The organism is Psychrobacter sp. PAMC 21119 (assembly GCF_000247495.1).
GTDB classification, from domain to species: Bacteria; Pseudomonadota; Gammaproteobacteria; order Pseudomonadales; family Moraxellaceae; genus Psychrobacter; species Psychrobacter glaciei.
Window position 1 is genome coordinate 1 of sequence record NZ_AHVZ01000034.1, and the last position, 19568, is coordinate 19568.

Annotated in this window: 18 protein-coding genes; 5 read left to right on the forward strand and 13 right to left on the reverse strand. The window is 43.6% G+C overall.

The window, feature by feature from the left end; all coding sequences use genetic code 11:
* Positions 1 to 558: 558 nt before the first annotated feature.
* The 3 genes from RH96_RS11390 (at position 559) to RH96_RS11400 (ending at position 2964) form a co-directional block, all read left to right on the forward strand.
* Positions 559 to 1395: an amino acid ABC transporter substrate-binding protein gene (locus RH96_RS11390; RefSeq protein ID WP_010201058.1), complete on the forward strand. Its 837-nt coding sequence runs from the start codon at positions 559 to 561 to the stop codon at positions 1393 to 1395.
* A 53-nt stretch (positions 1396 to 1448) separates the two neighbouring features.
* Positions 1449 to 2132: an amino acid ABC transporter permease gene (locus RH96_RS11395; RefSeq protein ID WP_010201059.1), complete on the forward strand. Its 684-nt coding sequence runs from the start codon at positions 1449 to 1451 to the stop codon at positions 2130 to 2132.
* An 85-nt stretch (positions 2133 to 2217) separates the two neighbouring features.
* A complete protein-coding gene (locus RH96_RS11400) occupies positions 2218 to 2964 on the forward strand; it encodes an amino acid ABC transporter ATP-binding protein (protein WP_010201060.1) in 747 nt (248 codons plus the stop codon).
* Positions 2965 to 3154: 190 nt separating this feature from the next.
* On the opposite strand, the gene RH96_RS11405 is transcribed toward RH96_RS11400, so the two are convergent.
* From RH96_RS11405 to RH96_RS11425, 5 genes are all read right to left on the reverse strand, one after another.
* Positions 3155 to 4102, reverse strand: a complete 948-nt coding sequence (locus tag RH96_RS11405; protein WP_010201061.1) for a DMT family transporter — start codon at positions 4100 to 4102, stop codon at positions 3155 to 3157.
* A gap of 187 nt (positions 4103 to 4289) precedes the next feature.
* Positions 4290 to 5024, reverse strand: a complete 735-nt coding sequence (locus RH96_RS11410; protein ID WP_157999886.1) for a lysozyme inhibitor LprI family protein — start codon at positions 5022 to 5024, stop codon at positions 4290 to 4292.
* A gap of 16 nt (positions 5025 to 5040) precedes the next feature.
* On the reverse strand, positions 5041 to 5688 hold the full coding sequence (locus tag RH96_RS11415) for an anthranilate synthase component II (protein ID WP_010201064.1): 648 nt from the start codon (positions 5686 to 5688) through the stop codon (positions 5041 to 5043).
* A 62-nt stretch (positions 5689 to 5750) separates the two neighbouring features.
* Positions 5751 to 7163 (reverse strand): anthranilate synthase component I family protein, encoded by a 1413-nt coding sequence (locus RH96_RS11420; RefSeq protein ID WP_010201065.1) that lies wholly within the window; start codon positions 7161 to 7163, stop codon positions 5751 to 5753.
* Positions 7164 to 7250: 87 nt separating this feature from the next.
* Positions 7251 to 7526 (reverse strand): Trp family transcriptional regulator, encoded by a 276-nt coding sequence (locus tag RH96_RS11425; RefSeq protein ID WP_010201067.1) that lies wholly within the window; start codon positions 7524 to 7526, stop codon positions 7251 to 7253.
* Positions 7527 to 7912: 386 nt separating this feature from the next.
* Here RH96_RS11425 and pdxH point away from each other — a divergent pair, with 386 nt between their 5' ends.
* Positions 7913 to 8566, forward strand: coding sequence for a pyridoxamine 5'-phosphate oxidase (gene pdxH / locus RH96_RS11430; protein WP_010201068.1), 654 nt, complete (start codon positions 7913 to 7915; stop codon positions 8564 to 8566).
* A gap of 144 nt (positions 8567 to 8710) precedes the next feature.
* On the opposite strand, the gene RH96_RS11435 is transcribed toward pdxH, so the two are convergent.
* The 7 genes from RH96_RS11435 to RH96_RS11465 form a co-directional block, all read right to left on the reverse strand.
* The gene (locus RH96_RS11435; protein ID WP_010201071.1) at positions 8711 to 9997 is read right to left on the reverse strand and encodes an HlyD family secretion protein; all 1287 of its coding nucleotides are present in this window, start codon (positions 9995 to 9997) and stop codon (positions 8711 to 8713) included.
* A gap of 89 nt (positions 9998 to 10086) precedes the next feature.
* Positions 10087 to 11775 (reverse strand): MFS transporter, encoded by a 1689-nt coding sequence (locus RH96_RS11440; protein ID WP_026037320.1) that lies wholly within the window; start codon positions 11773 to 11775, stop codon positions 10087 to 10089.
* A 193-nt stretch (positions 11776 to 11968) separates the two neighbouring features.
* Complete coding sequence (locus RH96_RS11445; RefSeq protein ID WP_010201074.1) at positions 11969 to 12604, reverse strand: glutathione S-transferase family protein; 636 nt, start codon at positions 12602 to 12604, stop codon at positions 11969 to 11971.
* Positions 12605 to 12635: 31 nt separating this feature from the next.
* Positions 12636 to 13313: a type 1 glutamine amidotransferase domain-containing protein gene (locus tag RH96_RS11450; protein WP_010201076.1), complete on the reverse strand. Its 678-nt coding sequence runs from the start codon at positions 13311 to 13313 to the stop codon at positions 12636 to 12638.
* 174 nt (positions 13314 to 13487) lie between these two features.
* The gene (locus RH96_RS11455; RefSeq protein WP_010201079.1) at positions 13488 to 14537 is read right to left on the reverse strand and encodes an NADP-dependent oxidoreductase; all 1050 of its coding nucleotides are present in this window, start codon (positions 14535 to 14537) and stop codon (positions 13488 to 13490) included.
* 319 nt (positions 14538 to 14856) lie between these two features.
* Positions 14857 to 16068 carry an iron-containing alcohol dehydrogenase gene (locus tag RH96_RS11460; protein ID WP_010201081.1) on the reverse strand — a complete coding sequence of 404 codons (1212 nt, stop codon included), beginning with the start codon at positions 16066 to 16068 and terminating at the stop codon, positions 14857 to 14859.
* Positions 16069 to 16339: 271 nt separating this feature from the next.
* Positions 16340 to 16942 (reverse strand): TetR/AcrR family transcriptional regulator, encoded by a 603-nt coding sequence (locus tag RH96_RS11465; RefSeq protein WP_010201082.1) that lies wholly within the window; start codon positions 16940 to 16942, stop codon positions 16340 to 16342.
* A 375-nt stretch (positions 16943 to 17317) separates the two neighbouring features.
* Here RH96_RS11465 and RH96_RS11470 point away from each other — a divergent pair, with 375 nt between their 5' ends.
* Positions 17318 to 18802: an aldehyde dehydrogenase family protein gene (locus RH96_RS11470; RefSeq protein ID WP_010201083.1), complete on the forward strand. Its 1485-nt coding sequence runs from the start codon at positions 17318 to 17320 to the stop codon at positions 18800 to 18802.
* 124 nt (positions 18803 to 18926) lie between these two features.
* On the opposite strand, the gene RH96_RS11475 is transcribed toward RH96_RS11470, so the two are convergent.
* Positions 18927 to 19175 carry a hypothetical protein gene (locus RH96_RS11475; protein WP_010201084.1) on the reverse strand — a complete coding sequence of 83 codons (249 nt, stop codon included), beginning with the start codon at positions 19173 to 19175 and terminating at the stop codon, positions 18927 to 18929.
* Between the last annotated feature and the right edge of the window lie 393 nt (positions 19176 to 19568).

Below are 19568 nucleotides of genomic sequence, written 5' to 3' on the forward strand. Positions count from 1 at the left end.
CCCCTGTGTGCCTTGGCAGTCTCAGCTTTCACAGTTGGGTGACACAACTCCTATCCCCTGTGTGCCTTGGCAGTCTCAGTGTTATTGTCATGGACAATGCCACCTTCCACAAACGGCTTGATACCAAAGTACTTCTTGAAGAGGCAGGACATACTATTTTATGGCTGCCTCCATATAGTCCAGACCTAAATCCTATCGAGCAGATGTGGGCTTGGGTGAAAAGAAAACGTAAGGATTGGCAAATAGATTGTATAGATACGCTGTTCTTTTATTTTCTTTGGATCTGTGATTGCTTTACTTTGCCTTGACTATATATCCATAAGCTGGTATTTAATGAGCAGCAATTACTATTTATTGAATAGTAATAGGATTTGGACAAGCGTTAAAAATTCAAAAATAAACTAGAAGTAGCATTGAAAAATCGCCTAAATAACCTCAAATTGGGCAGTCAAAGCCGAATATTGCAGGGCAGTTTATACTGTTCTCTTGTGCCGGCTTTCCCTATTTATTAGCTTTATGCGTTTTCACTTTATTCATTCACTCTTATAAGGACGTCTTATGAAACGTCGTACTCTTTTAGCCCTTGCCGCCAGCACTATGTTCCTTGCCGCTTGTGGTCAATCTACTACCAACGAAGCCGATACCACGGCAACTGATAGCGCTGCAACAGGCGGTTCTGATTTGCTACAGCGTATCAATAATGGCGGCACCATCAACGTCGGTACAGAGGGTACTTATCCTCCGTTCACGTATCATGATGAGAGTGGCAAACTAACGGGTTATGATGTCGAAGTGACGCGCGCAGTGGCGGAAAAACTGGGCGTAGAGGTTGAATTCAAAGAAACCCAGTGGGATGCGATGCTGGCAGGTTTGGATTCAAAACGCTTTGATATGGTGGCCAACCAAGTCAGCTTGACGACGCCTGAGCGCTTAGCTAAGTACGATAAGGCTCAAGCTTATAGCTGGTCGGGTGCGGTTGTATTGGCACCAACGGACGATAATCGTTATAGCTCGTGGGAAGGTCTAAAAGGTCTACGTACGGCGCAATCACTCAGCAGTAACTATGGTGAACTTGCAGAGCGTTACGGTGCAGAGATTGTCCCTGTGGATGGTATGGCGCAAGCAATCCAGTTGGTCAAACAAGACCGTGCTGACTTTACGATGAATGATAACCTTGCAATATTAGATTATCTAAAAAAATTCCCAGACAGCGCGCTTGAGATTAAATTGGTTGCTCCTGCTAGCGAGCAGACTGGTTCAGGATTAGTCTTGATTAAAGGCGATGATGCTGTCGTAGCAAAATTAAATGAAGCAATGGCTGAGCTACAAGCTGATGGTACGTTGACCAAGCTTAGTCAAGATTTCTTCGGTGCTGATATAAGTCAACAAAAATAATGCTAGCTTCTATAACCTCATGGATAGCTGAATTGCTGGCACTGTTGCCATTCATGGATCCGGATCGGGCGCAGATTGTCATCAATTCATTTTGGCCAATGCTCAAAGGCGGTATCTATTATTCGATACCGCTAGCGTTGATCTCATTTGCGATTGGTATGGCGATTGCGTTGACAGTGGCGCTGATTCGTATCATTCCGCGTGCCAGCTGGTCCCATGAGATTGTCTACAGGCTTGCTCGTATTTATGTGTCTGCGATTCGCGGTACACCGATGCTGGTACAGTTGTTTATCATCTTTTACGGACTGCCTAGTGTTGGACTGAAACTTGATCCGTTTCCTTCCGCGATTATTGCCTTTTCGCTCAATATTGGTGCTTACGCGTCGGAGACGGTGCGTGCCTCTATTTTGTCCATCCCAAAAGGACAGTGGGAAGCAGGATCGACTGTTGGCTTGACGTATCTACAGACTTTCCGCCATGTTATTTTACCGCAAGCACTACGAGTGTCGGTGCCGCCGTTGTCTAATACCTTTATCAGTTTGGTAAAAGACACGTCGCTTGCGTCATTGGTGCTCGTCACTGAGCTGTTTAAACAAGCGCAGATTATCACGGCTCGTAACTATGAGTTTATGCTGGTCTATACAGAGGCAGCGGTGATTTATTGGGGTATTTGTTTATTCTTGACCTTTATCCAAGGCAAGCTTGAAACTAGGCTCGATCGTTACGTGGCGAAATAGCGCCAGATAGCAATAGGTTAGTATGACATTGCTTACTGGCCTATTGCAGGATAGCTTTAGCATCATCAGCACAACAGGAACCTTTATGATTCAAGTCACCAATATTCACAAAGCCTTTGGTAGCAATCAAGTGCTCAAAGGCATTGATTTGACCATCGAAAAAGGCAAAGTGGTCGTGATATTAGGACCATCTGGGTCAGGTAAAACGACTTTTTTACGTTGTCTTAATGCGCTGGAAATTCCAGATCAAGGCGTGATTGCCTTTGACGATGACAGCCTTACGGTCGATTTTGCCACTAAACCTAAGAAAAAAACCTTGCTCGCACTGCAACGTAAGTCAGGTATGGTTTTTCAGTCTTATAATTTGTTTCCACATAAGACAGCCATTGAAAACTTAATGCTTGGACCAACAGTGGTGCAAGGACAAAGTAAAGCGCAAGCCCGCGAGCAGGCAGTGGTCTTGCTGGAGAAGGTTGGTCTGTCAGATAAAGCCGATCTGTATCCGTTTCAGCTATCTGGTGGTCAACAGCAGCGTATTGGTATTGCTCGTGCGTTAGCTATCGAACCGTCGTTATTGTTATTCGATGAGCCAACGTCTGCGCTTGATCCAGAGCTGGTACAAGACGTCCTTGAAACTATGAAACAACTGGCGTCTGAAGGCTGGACGATGGTCGTAGTCACGCATGAGATTAATTTTGCCCGTGATGTCGCCGATCATGTGGTTTTAATCGAAGATGGTGTTGTCGTCGAAGAAGGCAGTGCCAAGCAGTTGTTTGAGGATTCAAAGCATCCTCGTACGCAAGCATTTTTACAGCGTATTGATCAGAAGTAGGCTTGAGATAATTCAACAGACCCTAGTTCTTCTTATCGTAAAGTGTTCGTCTTTAAGCGATGAAACCAAAAAGCCCCAATCATGATGTCATGGTTGGGGCTTTTTTATAGAAACGGATAGAATGTATTTTAAATGAGCAAGCAAGAAAAATTGATATCAGCAGTCCTAATATTTGAATGTTCAACAGACCCTATATCTTTTGCCGTTGTTTTAACCAACGAGGTACGCGCGTAGCAGTACCGTTCAACACCGCATTTAATAAAGCCGCGAGCAAAATAAGCGCCACGCCCAGATATTGAATCCAAGACAAAGATTGATGTAGTAACAGCACTGCAAGGGCAATCGCAGTCAACGGTTCAAAAATCGTAAAGACTGATGCGCGAGTGGCGGGTAATTTTTCTAACGCTTTCATGTATAGCCCGAAAGGCACCACGGTACCTAATAACGACAACCCTAAAACATAACCCCAAGTCAGTAAAGGTAAAGTGAGTAGCTGCTCATAGGTATTATAGGTGTCAGGCAAGAATAGTAGTACACCAGCACTAATGATAATGGAGGTAAAGAATACCAAAGGGGCAGGGTGAGCATCGTGCATCGCGCGCTTGCCCAACACACCATATAAGGAGTAGCACATTCCTGCTGACAAGCCGAGTAAAATACCCCAGTTGACTTGCGCTTGCTCGCCCAGCATCGTTAAGCCGACACCAAACACCGCCATTAATGCCAGCAAGACTGATTTGCGAGTAATGGACTCACTAAGTAAGAATTTTGAAAATAATAAGCTAAAAACGGGTGCGGTATATAGCAAGGCGACAGCAGGGCCAGCACCGACGTAAATCACCGCAAAAAAATAGCATAACGACATACCAAGCACACCTATTAAAGACTGGAGCGCCAGTCCGAGCCACTGCTTCGCACGCAGTTTAATCAGGTGTGGCCACAGTTTTGGTAGCATGGCTAAAATGATAAATGCCGCCGTGACGATGCGTAATATGGTCACTTGCCAGCCGCTAAAGCCAATCTGATTGAGATAGGTGGAAAATATGCCCAACGTGCCCCAGCAGACAGCTGCCGTAATGATTTGGATAGTGCCTATCCATGATTGCCGCGCTGACATGACGCTATCGGTGTTTGCCATATTATTTTCTTCTTATTATCTAAGTGACACAAGGTTTTGTAAGATTGCCAGCGACTCAAGTCAAGCGCCTGAGCAATACTGAAAGTCGCGCAAATAACAAAAGACAACCTGATGAAAGGCTGTCTTTTGTTTGTTTTTTAGTCTATCACTAAAAGAGAAGAAATGGCTACTAGGGCGTACCCTAAATTTAATCAATCCACAAAAACCACGCTTGTTCTCGGGTATCATTTTGCTGAATAAAGCACACTTTTTCAGCTTGGGTTCTTGGTTGATGTTTGACGTCGGCACCACAGTCTTTTGAACGCTGCTTTATCCATTGTAGCTGCTCTTGTTTTAAATCGTCTGCCATCTGTTTGCCATATAGCCGTCTGACCGCCTGCCGTGTATTAGTGTAGCTACTATTTAATGCTTGGTCAGATGTTTTATACATCGTATCAATTAGTTTGGCTTGCGAGACCAATGGCAAATACGTGCGGTTTTCTGTGTAGAGAAAAGTATCGCTATCGGTTGTCCAGTTACTGGTTATGTATAGCTCATTATTTAAGGGATCTATAAGTCCGTTGAAGTCTTCACCCTTGAAAGTATAGCCCTGAAACCCACAAGGGGTCACGCCATCTTTGCATAAGCTATGCTTGGTCTTAGCAGGATAAAGCTTAATGGCATATGGTGATTTATCCAGTCTTTCATTGAGCAGTTTCGTTTGCAATAACTGTCCTAAATCTGGAGCGACCAATAGCATGTCATCGCAAGTCACATGCCCTTCTGTGCAGCCTTCATAGAGGTTCAAACGTTGACCTTGGATGTCCATACCTAATATAAATGTTGCTTCTAAAGGTGCTACGGCTGAGCTAAAAGAAGCGGCTAACATTAGGCCAGAGAACAGTGTGATACGTCTGAGTGAGCAAGCTGCAATTAAGGACATGACAAACATAATGGGTTTATACCTGCATTAAAAAATTACTCAATAGACGCTTAGCACCTTCAGTGGCAAATGACTCAGGGTGAAACTGTACGCCTTGAATTGGATAATCTTTATGCGCCAATCCCATAATCTCATCACCGGTCAATGCGGATTCATCAAAGCTCAAATCCGCACGGCTGTCATTGGCGACCACAGATGTGATCGTAAGGCAGCTTGGTATGGTATCGGCTTTTACGATCAGTGAGTGATAACGCATAATCTCAAGCTCTTGCGGCAAGCCTTGATAGATACCTAAACCATTATGGCGAATCGATGAGACTTTACCATGCATCGGTACGCTGGCACGCACCACATCACCACCGAACACATGAGCGATACCTTGCATACCCAAGCAGACGCCTAGTAGTGGGACGGTTTTACCCAGTGTCTCGATGACCTCGCTACAGATACCAAAGTACGCTGGATCATCAGGGGAGCCAGGGCCAGGTGAAATGATGATTCTATCCAGATTCATCGCTTGCACATCTGCTAAGGTAATCTCATTGTTACGTTTAACGATGACGCTGGCTTCTTTATCACTGTCTAAGGTTTGCAAAATCTCGCCCACATATTGGTAGAGATTGAAGGTAAACGAGTCGTAGTTATCAATAATTAAAACATTCATGGGTCATAAACTCTTTAATAAAATATAGTCAATTTACGCAGTACGTTTGGTATCAGTTATGATTACATAAAGCTGTCTAATACAACTTTCATCGCAGACAGTTTACGCTGAATCTCTAAGTATTCATCGGCTGGGTTTGAGTCATAAACGTTGCCACCACAAGTTTGGGCATAGGCAGACTCACCACTGATAAATAGGCTACGAATAGGAATGGCAAAGATACAATCACCATTAAAATTAAACGACCCTAATGCACCGCCATAAGCACCGCGTCCGTCTGGCTCTAGCTCATTAATCACTTTGATGGCTTCTACTTTAGGCGCGCCTGATAATGTGCCAGCGGGGAAATTGCTAGCAAGGGCACTAAACATATCCTCGTTAGGGTGCAAGATACCGACGATTTCAGAAGAAATGTGCTGTACATGAGAGAAGCGTTTGATATCCATCAGGCTACGTACTTTTACCGTACCAAATCGTGCCACACGGCCGATATCGTTACGATGTAAGTCGACCAGCATATTGTGTTCAGCAATTTCTTTGTCGTCGTTGAGTAGTGCGCGAGCAAGCTTACGGTCTTCGATCACATCGACGCCGCGCTTGGCAGTTCCTGCGAGTGGATAGGTTTCCATTTCACCTTGGCGCAAGCGGAATAGCAACTCAGGGGAAGCACCAATGATGCACTGCTGAGCGAATTTCATAAAATACATGTGCGGTGATGGGTTTACGGCACGCAGCTTTTCATAAATGGGCATCTTGTCACCGGCGATACGATATTTAGACTTAAAGCCTACCTCACACTGAAAAATACGCCCAGCGATGATGTCTTCTTTGACTTGCATGACGACATTGGCATGCTCCTCTTGACTCATACCATCACCTAGGAACTCGACTGTGGGCAGCTCATAGCTAGGAGTTGCCTCATCGAGTAGGGCTTTGATTTGCTCAATACGGTTTTCTTGCTGAGCGGTCGGGTAATAAAAATAGAAGATTTCCCCCGTCATTTTATCTAACGTCAATCCATCTAAATACACGCCAAACTTAAATGGCTCAAAATCTTCGCTGGCTTTTGCATTTAGGCTGGGTTCAAAGAAGTTCACGCAGTCATAACCCAAGTAACCGACCAAACCGCCACTTTGATCGCGAGCGATGACATGCTGCGGCGTTATTTCGCGCAGCAGCTGGTAAGGGTTGTCAGTTTGATAACGGCTGGTTTCAGCGGTTTTATTATCGGTAATGGCAAGCGTAGTGCGGTCTAATGCTGCGATGGTCGTGACAGGATCAAAACCTATCGCATGATGGCGTGAGATATGGCTGTCTTCGCCCAATGATTCGAGCAAATAGCAGGTATCAAAATCGCTCTCGATGCGTTTGAATAACGCAAAGAAATCAATATCTTGCGTGAGCTTAATACGCTTTGGTTTGCTTGGAATATCAATAGGAGCAGGCTTGGTCTGTATGCGAGTAATAGAGGTCATAACAAAGTCCGAAATTCATCAAATGTGTGTCGATTAATAAGTAAGAAAGTAGCAATTAAAAAAGTGGATAGTGCTGAAATAAGTGGCTTAAGAGCGGCTTCTATGAGTGGTCAGCAACGCGCTCACGTCATGGCTTTGCTTGGCCTTGGCACCGCGAGAGACAGTGGCGATACCAACGCCTAGCTGCTCAGAGATATCACGTTGCGTGATGCCGCGATCAAGCAAGTCAAAAATGCGAATACGGTTGGCGATGTCGTGCTGCTCTTTATCTGTCAGCAGTGCGCTGAGCAGCTTGTCGATATCTGAGCTATCAGTACAGTTCGTCAAATGTTTCACTAAGCTATGATAAGGATCGGTAGTCATAATAGGTAATCTTAGCCAAAGAAAGTAGATAAATCGCTCTCAAGCAATTTTTCGCTGAGAACTATCTTGTTTCAGTATTCTAGTACAGTAGTACAAGAAACACAAGTGCTAGACCATATTGTTATTATTGATCAAGACAATCATTAGGGCGTGTCTTCAATTCACTCGATAGTCATCTGAATGGGCTAAAAATGGCTAAATCTTGCCAAACATCGTCAAATAGCTGGTTAATATCCCGATATTATCTGCGCTATTTTTCTTGTTTGACTGCAATTTATCTCATTTTTATCACCATTTTTGAAATGAAGATACGCCTTAATAGTCTCGATAAATGGGTCATTAAAAAGGGCTTAATAATATAACGCAATCAAGGAATAGTTATGAGCATGGACTTTACCGATCAACGTTTATCGTACGAAAAAGGCGCTCTTGACCAGCAGTCGATTCCTACATCACCATTTGAGCTATTAAAAAGTTGGATTAGCGATGCGACCGAGCAAAAAGTGCAAGAGCCTTATGCGATGAGCCTTGCTACTTGCGGGGCAGACAACAAGCCCAGTGTGCGTATTGTATTAATGCGCGAGATTACTGAGACTGGTGTGGTATTTTATACCAACTATGAAAGTGCTAAAGGTCAAGATATCGCTGAGAACCCCAATGCAGAAGTGCTGTTCTTTTGGCATGAGCTTGAGCGGCAAGTCCGTATCAGTGGTAGCATTGCAAAAATAGATGCCAATAAGTCAGCTACGTACTTCCAAAAGCGTCCACACGACAGCCAAGTAGGCGCATGGGTCAGCCAACCACAAAGCGGTGAAGTTGCTAACCGAGAAGTTATGGAACAGACCTTTGACCAGCTACAAGCTGATTATCCCGAAAACAGCCAAGTGCCAACACCAGCGTTTTGGGGTGGCTATGAGATTACGATTCAACAAATTGAATTTTGGCAAGGTCGTGCCAACCGCATGCATGACCGTATTGTGTACACCCAAGATAGCAACGAGGACAAGGCAGGTTGGACAACTAAGCGCTTATTACCTTAGATGTTAAATCAATAGGTATAAGGCTGATAGATGTCAGCTTGTTTTAACGCTAAACAAAAACCCCTTTAAATCCCTTTATACTGGTATTTAAAGGGGTTTTTTATGCAGAGGCGTACTTAATATGCCCCAGTTTTTCGCTTTAATCTAGCTTTTTACTTTGATATTAGTATCTACATCGACAGAGACCGACATACCAGGACGTAATTGAGCAAGCTCAGCCTGATTTTGATCTAAGTCAATGCGCACGGGGATACGCTGGGCAATTTTAATATAGTTGCCAGTCGCAGGGTTTGCCGCGCCTGCGCTAAATTCACTACCAGTCGCTGGTGAGATATTGCTGACATGACCACTGAATTTGGCACCACCAAGCGCGTCAACATGGATAGTTGCAGGTTCACCAACTGCCATATTAGCGACTTGCGTTTCCTTAAAATTCGCGATAATCCAAACGCCTTTAGGAACGACATACATCAGCTGGGTGCCAGCACTAACGTATTGACCTTCTTTGACACTGACCTGACTCAACTGTCCCGCTTCAGGCGCGGTGATGATGGTATTGTCTACATTAATTTGTGCTTGCTTGAGACCTGCTTCAGCATTTTTTATGTTCGCGTCCAAAGAGGAGCGGCTGCCACTGGTTTTTTTGCGGTTCTCACGAGCTGCTTGTAAATTAGCTTCAGCTTGCTGGACGCCTGCCTGTGCTTGCGCAAGTTGTGCTTTTGTATGAGCAACTTCTGCCTTTGATACTGCACCGATAGCATCCAAACCTTGATATCGATTGACATCTTCACGAGCACTTTCGACACTCACTTTGGCACTATATAAGTCAGCTTCACGTGCTTCAATTTGTGCTTGGCTTGATTGAGTATCTTGAGTGTTGCTAGAGCGGTTGGTAACGGCCACTTCTATATTGGCCTGCGCTTGCTCAAGCTGTTGACGGAAGCTACGATCATCAATTTTTATTAGTAAGTCACCCGCTTTTACGTTGGCAAAATCCTGTACGGCTACTTCGGTGACGTAGCCGGATACTTGCGGGCTAATAATGGTGGTTTGTCCTTTTACAAAGGCGTTGTTGGTTTGCTGCACAGTAGGTGTGAAGGGTGGCAGCTTCCATGCATACAAAATCAATGCCACACCAATGACAATCATTACAACCAATAATCCTAAATTCAGATAGGATTTTTTCTTTGGCGACCAGCCAGTAGCCGCTGCGATAGGTTCTTTTGGTGGCATAGGCGTCTCATCATCTGAGCCTTTTTGTATGTCAGTAGCTGGATTTGCCTCAGAGGTATCCGTTTGCTCTCTTATAGGATCTTGGGCAATTTCGGCCTGATTGGTATCGGTATTTGACGCAATACGTGCGTCTGTTATGGGAGCATCAGTTGACGTCTGAGGTGTTTGATTCAGTTCACTGGGTTTCTTTTGGCTCATGACGCGCTCCTAAATGTTTAATTAGCAAATACTTAAACGGTGTGGCGATAAATCAATAAAGTGAAAAATCACTCATGCAATAAAAGGCGTTATTTTGGTTCACGCATTTTTGCAATAACAGCAAGCTCTTTGGCCAGAGGATTGCGTTTGTGATAACGATAGTAAAAATAATTGAGCAATAGCATAGCAGTAGCCACAGTTGATAGAATGGCCATGATAAAAAACAAATCACCATAAGCGTAGACTGTTGCTTGGCGCTGAATACCTTGTAATACTTGGCTCACTGCTCCAACATTCGCTTGTGCTATGTCTGTCGTTTGCTGAGATAATACACTACGAGTACCCGCAATTTGGGCACTGAATGCAGGATCACCCAAATTCAGTGAGCTGACCATATCTGCATAATGCACTTGCGTACGAATGGTTGTAAATGCCTGAATTGCCGCCGCACCTGCCAAGCCGCCCACCGTTTGTGAAATACCAAAAATAACGGAGAAACTAATAATATAGGCAGGACCACTGGCAATCGCACGCAAAAATCCTTCAAAAACCAGAGGCCCCATAAAGTACACCGCGGCAAATGCAATCAAAAATTGGCTGAGATAAAACATGTAAGGTGCAGAATTGATAGACACACCCACATCCATCCAAGAACCCACGGCAATCAATGCCACGGCAAAAATAACGGGTCGACGTAAATCCATCGGATTGGTGCTAAAAATACTAATCACCAAAGCCAACACACTGGCAGCCAATATGACCGCATAAAAAGTAATGAGCTGATCATTACCATAGCCTAAGTTGGCAAGTAATCCTGCCGCACCGACATTTTGCTCAGACAGCAAAATTCGCATGACCGCGCCCGTAATCATAAAAGCGATTATATTGCGGCTACGCATCCAGCGAACTTGTAGCATTGGGTTTTTGCGATGCGTTTCAATCCATAAGGCGATGCTGATTCCCACAATGGCAATCATCAGTGGATAGACAAGCCAAGGCGTCGTCCACCATAAAATCCTACCTTGTACCAAAATGACCGCTAATGCAGCCAGACCGCTCGCAAAAAACCCAAAGCTGAGAAAATCGAGTTTCTCAAACACTTTTTCTGTATTACCTGGTGGTAGCTCTAAGATGTTAATCAGTCCAAAGCAAATCAGCGCCAAACCAAATTGGAATAAAAATAAGTTTTCAAGCTGACCATCGATGGTGAGGTAGGGCGAGATGATGCGTGATAGTGGAATACCGAACTGTACCAAGCCAAAGCCCAATATGAGGCCACTAGTACGTTTGACGGTTGGCATACCTTGCAAGCAATAAAATAAGCCCAATATGGTCATGCCACTGGCCACCATACCGCTAAGTCCCCTTGCGACAATCTCTAGGTAATAGGGCTCGATGCCAATGTTGGGCGTATCTAATAAGTGACTACTGATCAGCCACTGTAGACTCGTGGCGGCTAACAGAAAAAATAGGGTGATTTTACTAAACAGTGACATGCCAAATTGTTGGCGAATTTTGTACAGTAGAACGGTGATACAGGCATTGGTCATATTGTAGCTGACAGATATCCAACCCCCTTCGGCGGGCGTTAACCCCAATTGGCCTTGAATTTGAGTGAGATTTGCGACAAGTAGACCGTTTTGGAAGCTGGCTGTGAGACCAACGAAAATTCCAATCAGTAAATAAAATACTTTACGGCGTGCAGGATGGTCAGGGTTGGCTGGAGAGCCCACCATCATTGGTTGTTCGTGGGGTTTAAACTGGTATTCGTTACTCATGGTCGTATGATGATTTGTGTGAATGAATAGAGTAAGGACATGGTACAGCTCCCCTATGATTGGCGGCGTTAGCTGCGCGTGTCAGTAACTGATCTTAGTACAGTTATTAATGGAATAAAACAACAAAAATAGCCCAAGATAGACTTGGGCTATTTTATCATATTTTTTATTGAGCATTTATTATGAAGCATGTTTACGCTTGCTTTGACTCGTCATGCTCAGCTTCAAGATTCATCGCACGTTGATAGCTATCAAGACTGGCCAGCTTTTCAGCATATTGTTTAATATGTGGATAAGCGTCTAGTTTTTGACGTTGAGCAAGAATGATCAAGTCAAACGACAGCATAAAATCAGCACCGCTCAATTTATCACCCACAATAAACGACTTACCCTCAACTGAGGTGTCTAGATATTTGAACAGTCGGGTTTTTTCTATCTCTATATAACCGTTCAAAAACTCATTGTCATTGATACCTGCTTTTTTGGTAAACAATTCAAGCATCAATGGCAACATCAGCGAGCTTTCAGCAAAGTCAATCCACTGTAGATAATGCCCATAATCGGCGCTATCAGGAGCAGGTCGCAGACGATCTGGCGCAAAGCGTTCGATCAATAGCTCAGTAATGGCCCCTGACTCCGAGTATATTTCACCATCCATTTCAATGACCGGTGATTTACCAAGAGGGTGCACAGCTTTTAAGCTATCAGGTGCCAGATGCGTTTTAGCATCGCGCTGATGACTGACGATCTCATAAGGGACGCCAAGCTCTTCTAAAAGCCATAAAGTACGTAGCGACCGTGATTGGTTGAGATGGTGTAAACGAATCATAATAGTAGCCTTTTTTACTTCGTTAATTGGATCAACCGTTAAGCTTTGCCATTAGACGCTTAGCTGCTTCTTCTGACGATGCTGGGTTTTGACCTGTGATTAACAAGCCGTCTTCTACCACAAACGATTCCCAATCAGCCGCTTTTTCGTAATTACCGCCATTGGCTTTAAGCGCATCTTCTACTAAGAAAGGCACTACATCCGTAAGGCCAACTGCGTCTTCTTCTGAATTGGTAAAACCAGTAACGGTTTTGCCTTTCACTAGGTACTCACCATCAACTTTGACGTTTTTAAGCGCGGCAGGAGAGTGACAAACAAAAGCAACAGGCTTATCTTGTTTTACAAAGGTCTCGATCAGATTGATAGAGTTTTCATCAACTGCCAAATCCCACAATGGGCCGTGACCACCAGGGTAAAAGACTGAATCAAAGTCTTCTGCTTTCATATCAGCCAGTTTTTTGGTGTTGGCTAAATGCTCTTGAGCGTCTTTATCATCTTTAAAACGGGTGGTATCTTTTGTTTGCGCATCTGGTGTGTCGCTACTAGGATCTAGTGGTGGCTGACCACCAGCAGGAGAGGCGATCGTGACATTGGCGCCAGCATCAAGAAAAGCATAGTAAGGTGCGGCAAATTCTTCTAGCCAAAAACCTGTTTTCTTACCAGTATCGCCCAATTTATCGTGTGAAGTTAGTACCATTAAAATATTCATGATTGTCCTTATTTATTATTAACGTTGTTTTTAAATGATTGATGGTTAGCAGCCATCTTTAACCAATCGTACTTAGTCAATAATAGCGATGACTGCCAATAGTATTCATGGTTAAGATGTCATTTTCAGTGGTTGTCTTAACAAATTATGTTGTTAACTCGTTATCTAACCGATTTATTCGACATCAGATACTTTTACGACGGTCTTACCAAAGTTATCACCATTGAGCATGTCAACGAAGGCATTCGGTGTGTCATCCAAGCCATCAGCAATATATTCTTTGGTTTTGACATCACCTGATTCTACCCATTTGCTCATGGTTTCTAAAAATTCTGGGAAGTGATCGCCATACTCTTCAAAGATGATGAAGCCTTTGACGGTTAAACGGTTGGCCAATACTTGACCCATTAGCATACCCAAGCGGTCTTTACCGTCAGGTAAGTCAGTGGCGTTATATTGTGATACTAGACCACATACTGGGATACGGGCATGCGCGTTCAATAGTGGTAATACTGCATCGAACACTTTACCGCCAACATTTTCGTAATAGATGTCGATACCATCTGGACATGCTGCTTTTAGTTGCTCAGCGAAATCATCGGCTTTGTGATCGATACAGACATCAAAGCCAAGTTCATTGACCGCAAAATCACATTTTTCTTTGCCGCCTGCGACACCGACAGTGCGCAGACCATATTGATTACCCACTTGACCAACCGTTGCACCGACAGGACCAGTAGCCGCTGCGACAACCAAAGTTTCGTCTTTTTGTGGTTTGCCGATATCGGTCAAACCCATATAACCAGTAAAGCCTGGCATACCTAACACGCCTAAGCCGTAAGACGGGTTTGACATATTTTTATCAAGCTTAAGGACACCTTCGCCATCGCTGACACTGTAGTCCTGCCAGCCTGAATTTGATACGACCAAATCACCGACAGCAAATCCATCAATATTTGACTCGACCACTTGAGCGACTGTGCCGCCCATCATAACATCACCAACTTCTAAGGGATCAGCGTAGCTTTTGGCATCGCTCATACGTCCGCGCATATACGGGTCTAATGATAGATAGACCGTACGCAGTAGCATCTCATTGTTATTGGGTGGTGGGATGTCGCTGGTAGCCATGTCAAAATTTTCAGCTTTTGGCTCACCAGTAGGACGACTGGCCAGTTTGATTTGACGATTTTTTTGTTGGTTTTGTTGTTTTTCAAAGCTCATAGTAAAGCTCCTTTTTTATTTATTGAGTGTTGATTGTCAGTTAATGACTAATACTTAGAAACTTAACTGTTTAATCATTGGGTATTGCATAGCCGTTTTTTAATAGTTATTGGCTAGTTACTGATTGAAAACTAATTACTGATTAAGAGGGCAGTAACTACTCACTGTTGAATAGTTACTGTTATTTTCATGATAATTTTATTTTGACGATACTTTTATCTTCACGACAATATCATTTCGGATAGTGTCACTTAAAGGAGGACAATCACAAACAAATACTATTTAACCTAACATCACATTTGTTTGCTGTATTCGTTGGTTACGAAGCCTTGCTAGTAACCGCACGGTCCAAGATACGACGTGATACGTCAAGATCGTTTTTGCCGTGCTCACCCAGTTTGACCATGTTATGTACTTCAAGCTGTTTGATGATTGGATCAATGGCTGATTCAGTCAAGTCAACGTCTTCTAGGCTAACTGGCAAGCCAAGCTCGCGGAAGAAGTTTTCGGTATGAACAATGGCCGTTTCGATGATGGCATCGTCGTCTTGATCTGTATCAGTAAGGTTCCATACATTACGTGCATACTGAAGCAATTTCTCTTTTTTGCTTTCTTTTAGCTCGCGCATCACTGATGGTAAAACGATGGTTAATGTACGTGCATGATCGATGGCGTGCAATGAAGTCAATTCATGACCAACCATATGCGTCGTCCAATCCTGTGGCACACCAGTACCAATCAGACCATTCAGTGCCATGGTCGCTGTCCACATGATGTTTTTACGCGTTTCCATGTTTTCTGGGTCTTTTTTGACTGCTGGACCTTCTTCAATCAGAATTTTCAGCAAGCTCTCAGCAAAGGCATCTTGCACTTTTGCATTGACTGGATACGTTAAGTATTGCTCCATCACATGGACGAAGGCATCGGCAACGCCGTTCATTACTTGACGCTCAGGCAAAGTCAATGTCTTAGTAGGATCTAAGATTGAGAACTTAGGGAAGGCAAGTGGGTTACCAAACGGTAGTTTTGCTTGGCGTTCGCTATAGTTGACAACGCCGCCAGAGTTCATCTCTGAACCAGTCGCTGGAATCGTTAAGACTGCACCTAGATCAACGGCAGAGTCGATATTTCTGCAATAGCTTGTCAAGGCATCCCATGCTTGATCGCGTGAGACAGTACCGTCTTCTTCTGTTAATGAAGCCACAAGCGCCACGAACTTACTGCCATCAATGACCGAACCACCACCGACTGCTAATAAGAAATCAATGTTGTGCTCATTCACCATGTCAGCAGCTTTTAATAGTGTGACGAATTCTGGATTTGGCTCAATACCACCAAACTCAAAGACAGTACGGTTTCCGCTCGCAGACAAAGCATCTTTTACTTCGTCTAATGTACCAGTGCGCTGTGCTGAACCGCCACCATAAGTAATAAGAACACGGGCATCAGTAGGAACTAGATCTGATAATTGCTCGATTTGACCTTCGCCAAAAACGATACGTACTGGGTTGTAATATTGAAAGTTATTCATAATTTTCCTAAAAGTTGTAGAGTGTATGTCTGAAATTAAAAGCTAAAATTCGTGATGCTTGTTTTAAACATCTGCAGGCATTGTACATTAATTAGACCGGTCGTCTAGTATTTTCTTTAAATAATTACAAAAGTATCGTAAACCAAATGATATGAATCCAATGAACTGTTATTTACTATTAAGGTACTTTTCACTTAAGGCGCTTTTCATTGAAAACACCTAGTGATGAGAGTGGTGATTTAGACTAATGATTGACAATAGCTAACGGCCGTTAGCGCCCCATTTGCGAAGTCGTCATTTGCCAGACTTCCGCAAGCGGCGTATTGGTTTGACTGGTCTTAGCGATTAAGCTGGCTCCGAGCCATGCAAAATACCAGCGCTTAGCCATACTCTCAGCAGCGATATTGTCAGGCTGTGGTACAGAGCCATCGACCCAGCCCGCTTTTATTTGTGTGGCTAGCCAAGTGACAGTCTGCTGATAGCCAGCATTTAACGCCTCACGCATCGTCTCTGACATGTCTGCCACCTCGGCGCTAAGCTTGACGACCAAGCATTTCTCGTGGTCACAGCCATTCTGTTGGGTGTCGTACCAATTCTGAAAATAGTTATACAGTTTTTGCTGCGCACTCACATCTTGCACGCCGATCGCTTCTAAACGATTCTTATAATTGACAAAATAGTGACTGATAATCGACTCGCCAAAGGCTTCCTTTGAGGCAAAATAATGATAAAACGAGCCTTTGGGTACCCCTGCAGTATCCAATATTTGCTTGATACCAACAGCGGTAAAGCCTTTTTTGGCTATTAATTGGTAGCCAGTCGCAAGTAAATGAGCTTTGGTATCAGGTGTAGTAGTGTCTGTTATGTTAGACATAGGTAGGATGTTCTCCTTTAGTGGCAGTATATATAAGATAGTCAGCGTTCATTTAAACGTCATGTTGATAGCGTATTGTAATAGGATATATTTATAGGTGTTACGTTTTATCAACAATATTTACTGACAAAGTAGTCTTGTTTTATTGATAGCTATGGTAGCATTAGACCAGTCGTCTAGCAAGGTAGGTTTTGTTGTTATCCGTTATCACAGCGTCTCTATTCTAATTGATGGCTTTTAACTAATTGTTTAACCATAACTTCACACTTACTACTTATAAGATATGCTTTTAATTAAGATATCTCCGACTTAATAATTTTATTCAAATAATCGAAAATAAACATTCAGCACAACAAACCAAAAATAAGGCTAATTATGTCAACCAACAATACAACTACCAGTGCATATACTGACTTCCATTTGCAGTTCATCGCTGGTGAATGGCAGACAGGTAAGGACGATAGCAGCAATACTAATACCAATCCCTATAATGGCGATACGCTTGTAGAAATTCAGCAAGCGACCAAAGATCAGCTTAATGAAGCATACGATGCTGCGAGCCAAACTCAAGAAGCATGGGCTAAGCAAACGCCTGCAACGCGAGCCGCAGTGTTATATAAAGTGGTCAACATACTGGATCAGCGCCAAGAAGAAATCGTTGATTGGCTAATCAAAGAGTCGGGCAGCACACGTATCAAAGCGATGGTCGAATTCAGTGCGACGCGTGCGATTACCCTTGAAGCAGCGACGTTCCCTAACCGTGTACATGGTGAGATTCGTCCATCGAACACGCCTGGTAAAGAAAACTTTATTTATCGTGAGCCTATCGGTGTGGTAGCAGTTATTAGCCCATGGAACTTTCCGCTACATTTGACTCAGCGCTCTATCGCACCAGCCCTAGCGCTTGGTAACGCAGTGGTGCTTAAGCCTGCTAGCGATACGCCAGTGACCGGTGGTCTACTGCTAGCCAAAGTGTTTGAAGAAGCGGGTCTACCAAAAGGTCTATTAAACGTAGTGGTCGGCTCAGGTAGTGAGATAGGCGATGCAATCGTTGAACACAAAGCGCCAAGCCTAGTGTCGTTCACAGGTTCGACTTCAGTAGGCAAACATATCGGTGAGTTAGCGAACGGCGGCGAATACATTAAACAAGTGGCACTTGAGCTAGGCGGCAACAGTCCATTTGTTGTACTAAAAGATGCTGACATTGAGCAAGCGGTAAAAGCAGCTGCCTTTGGTAAATTCTTGCATCAAGGCCAAATCTGTATCGCGATTAACAGAGTCATCGTAGAAGATGAGATATATGATGATTTCGTGGAGCGTTTCTTAGCACACGTCAAAACATTAAACGTCGGTGATCCTAATAAGCAAGACACCGCTGTTGGTCCAATCATCAATGAAAAACAAGTCAAATCACTCAAAGAAAAAATCGCTAAAGCGCAGGAAGAGGGCGCAAAAATGATATTAAGTGGCGAGATTGAAGGCCAAGTCGTACCACCGCATATCTTTACTGAAGTGACTCGCGAAATGGACCTATCACGTAATGAAGTGTTTGGACCACTGGTCGGTATCATCCGTGCCAAAGACGAAGTCGATGCACTATCGATCGCCAATGATTCTATGTATGGTCTGTCTAGTGCCGTGTTCACTGCTGATATGCAAAAAGGTCTGCGCTTCGCTCGCGGTATCAGAGCTGGCATGACCCATATCAATGACATCTCGGTCAATGATGAAAGCAACACGCCGTTTGGTGGTGAGAAAAACTCAGGCATCGGCCGCTTCAACGGTGAATGGGTACTAGAAGAGTTCACTAGAACACATTGGATCTCAATGCAAAATGAGCCACGTGAATATCCATTCTAATTGTCTTAAACTAATTATTACATCTAGCTGATAGCTAATAAAAAAGACCGCTTTGATAGCGGTCTTTTTTTGTGTGATGTTCAGCATTTTACTGAACATAATGTATTTGAAATTGGTCAATTACTCATCTGGCATGAAAGCCCAGTAATCCTTCAATCTCTTCAATAGTCATGCGTCTTACCAGTGCTTGTTCTTCTACTGACAAGCGATTGGTATGTTCTTTTATCATCGTATGAATACTCCGTGATATCTCAGAGGTAGTCGCGTAATACATTTGAGGCTGCTCTTTTGTCAGTCTCATCAAAAATCGATTGATAAGTTTACGCTTTTCATCTGATTTATTTTCTTCAGTCGTAGTATTATTTTGAGTCATGATGTTCTCCTAGAGGTAAGCCATTTAAGCAGTCAGACACATGAGAGTCAATGCTTATAAGTGGTTTCTGGGGCTGAGCGCATTGCCTTACAAGTATTAGGCTAGCATCAAAGCTGAATGCCAGGGCGTGTTGAACATTCACAAATAGGCACTGCTGATCGCTAAAACTGTTTCAGACAAGGCGTAAAACGACGGTAATGCTCATGCCTTAACTAGGTTTACAACGCACTGCTTATATAGATCTGGGGGGCAGTTTTAGCATCAGCTCAAAGAGACAGAACTATTTTTTGCCATTTCATGGTTAAAAATAGACGCTTAGAATGACTAAACTTACTATTTTTAACGTCGAACTGTCTAAAAAATAGTCTCTGTCAGAGCCATGGTCGAATGTTC

Bases quoted from the DNA above. Each gene is read 5' to 3' on its own strand.
- RH96_RS11440 (WP_026037320.1), bottom strand. From the start codon at position 11,775: ATGAGTAACGAATACCAGTTTAAACCCCACGAACAACCAATGATGGTG.
- RH96_RS11425 (WP_010201067.1), bottom strand. From the start codon at position 7,526: ATGACTACCGATCCTTATCATAGCTTAGTGAAACATTTGACGAACTGT.
- RH96_RS11420 (WP_010201065.1), bottom strand. From the start codon at position 7,163: ATGACCTCTATTACTCGCATACAGACCAAGCCTGCTCCTATTGATATT.
- RH96_RS11390 (WP_010201058.1), top strand. From the start codon at position 559: ATGAAACGTCGTACTCTTTTAGCCCTTGCCGCCAGCACTATGTTCCTT.
- RH96_RS11395 (WP_010201059.1), top strand. From the start codon at position 1,449: ATGGATCCGGATCGGGCGCAGATTGTCATCAATTCATTTTGGCCAATG.
- RH96_RS11460 (WP_010201081.1), bottom strand. From the start codon at position 16,068: ATGAATAACTTTCAATATTACAACCCAGTACGTATCGTTTTTGGCGAA.
- RH96_RS11445 (WP_010201074.1), bottom strand. From the start codon at position 12,604: ATGATTCGTTTACACCATCTCAACCAATCACGGTCGCTACGTACTTTA.
- RH96_RS11455 (WP_010201079.1), bottom strand. From the start codon at position 14,537: ATGAGCTTTGAAAAACAACAAAACCAACAAAAAAATCGTCAAATCAAA.
- RH96_RS11450 (WP_010201076.1), bottom strand. From the start codon at position 13,313: ATGAATATTTTAATGGTACTAACTTCACACGATAAATTGGGCGATACT.
- pdxH (WP_010201068.1), top strand. From the start codon at position 7,913: ATGGACTTTACCGATCAACGTTTATCGTACGAAAAAGGCGCTCTTGAC.
- RH96_RS11410 (WP_157999886.1), bottom strand. From the start codon at position 5,024: ATGTCCTTAATTGCAGCTTGCTCACTCAGACGTATCACACTGTTCTCT.
- RH96_RS11465 (WP_010201082.1), bottom strand. From the start codon at position 16,942: ATGTCTAACATAACAGACACTACTACACCTGATACCAAAGCTCATTTA.
- RH96_RS11475 (WP_010201084.1), bottom strand. From the start codon at position 19,175: ATGACTCAAAATAATACTACGACTGAAGAAAATAAATCAGATGAAAAG.
- RH96_RS11435 (WP_010201071.1), bottom strand. From the start codon at position 9,997: ATGAGCCAAAAGAAACCCAGTGAACTGAATCAAACACCTCAGACGTCA.
- RH96_RS11405 (WP_010201061.1), bottom strand. From the start codon at position 4,102: ATGGCAAACACCGATAGCGTCATGTCAGCGCGGCAATCATGGATAGGC.
- RH96_RS11470 (WP_010201083.1), top strand. From the start codon at position 17,318: ATGTCAACCAACAATACAACTACCAGTGCATATACTGACTTCCATTTG.
- RH96_RS11400 (WP_010201060.1), top strand. From the start codon at position 2,218: ATGATTCAAGTCACCAATATTCACAAAGCCTTTGGTAGCAATCAAGTG.
- RH96_RS11415 (WP_010201064.1), bottom strand. From the start codon at position 5,688: ATGAATGTTTTAATTATTGATAACTACGACTCGTTTACCTTCAATCTC.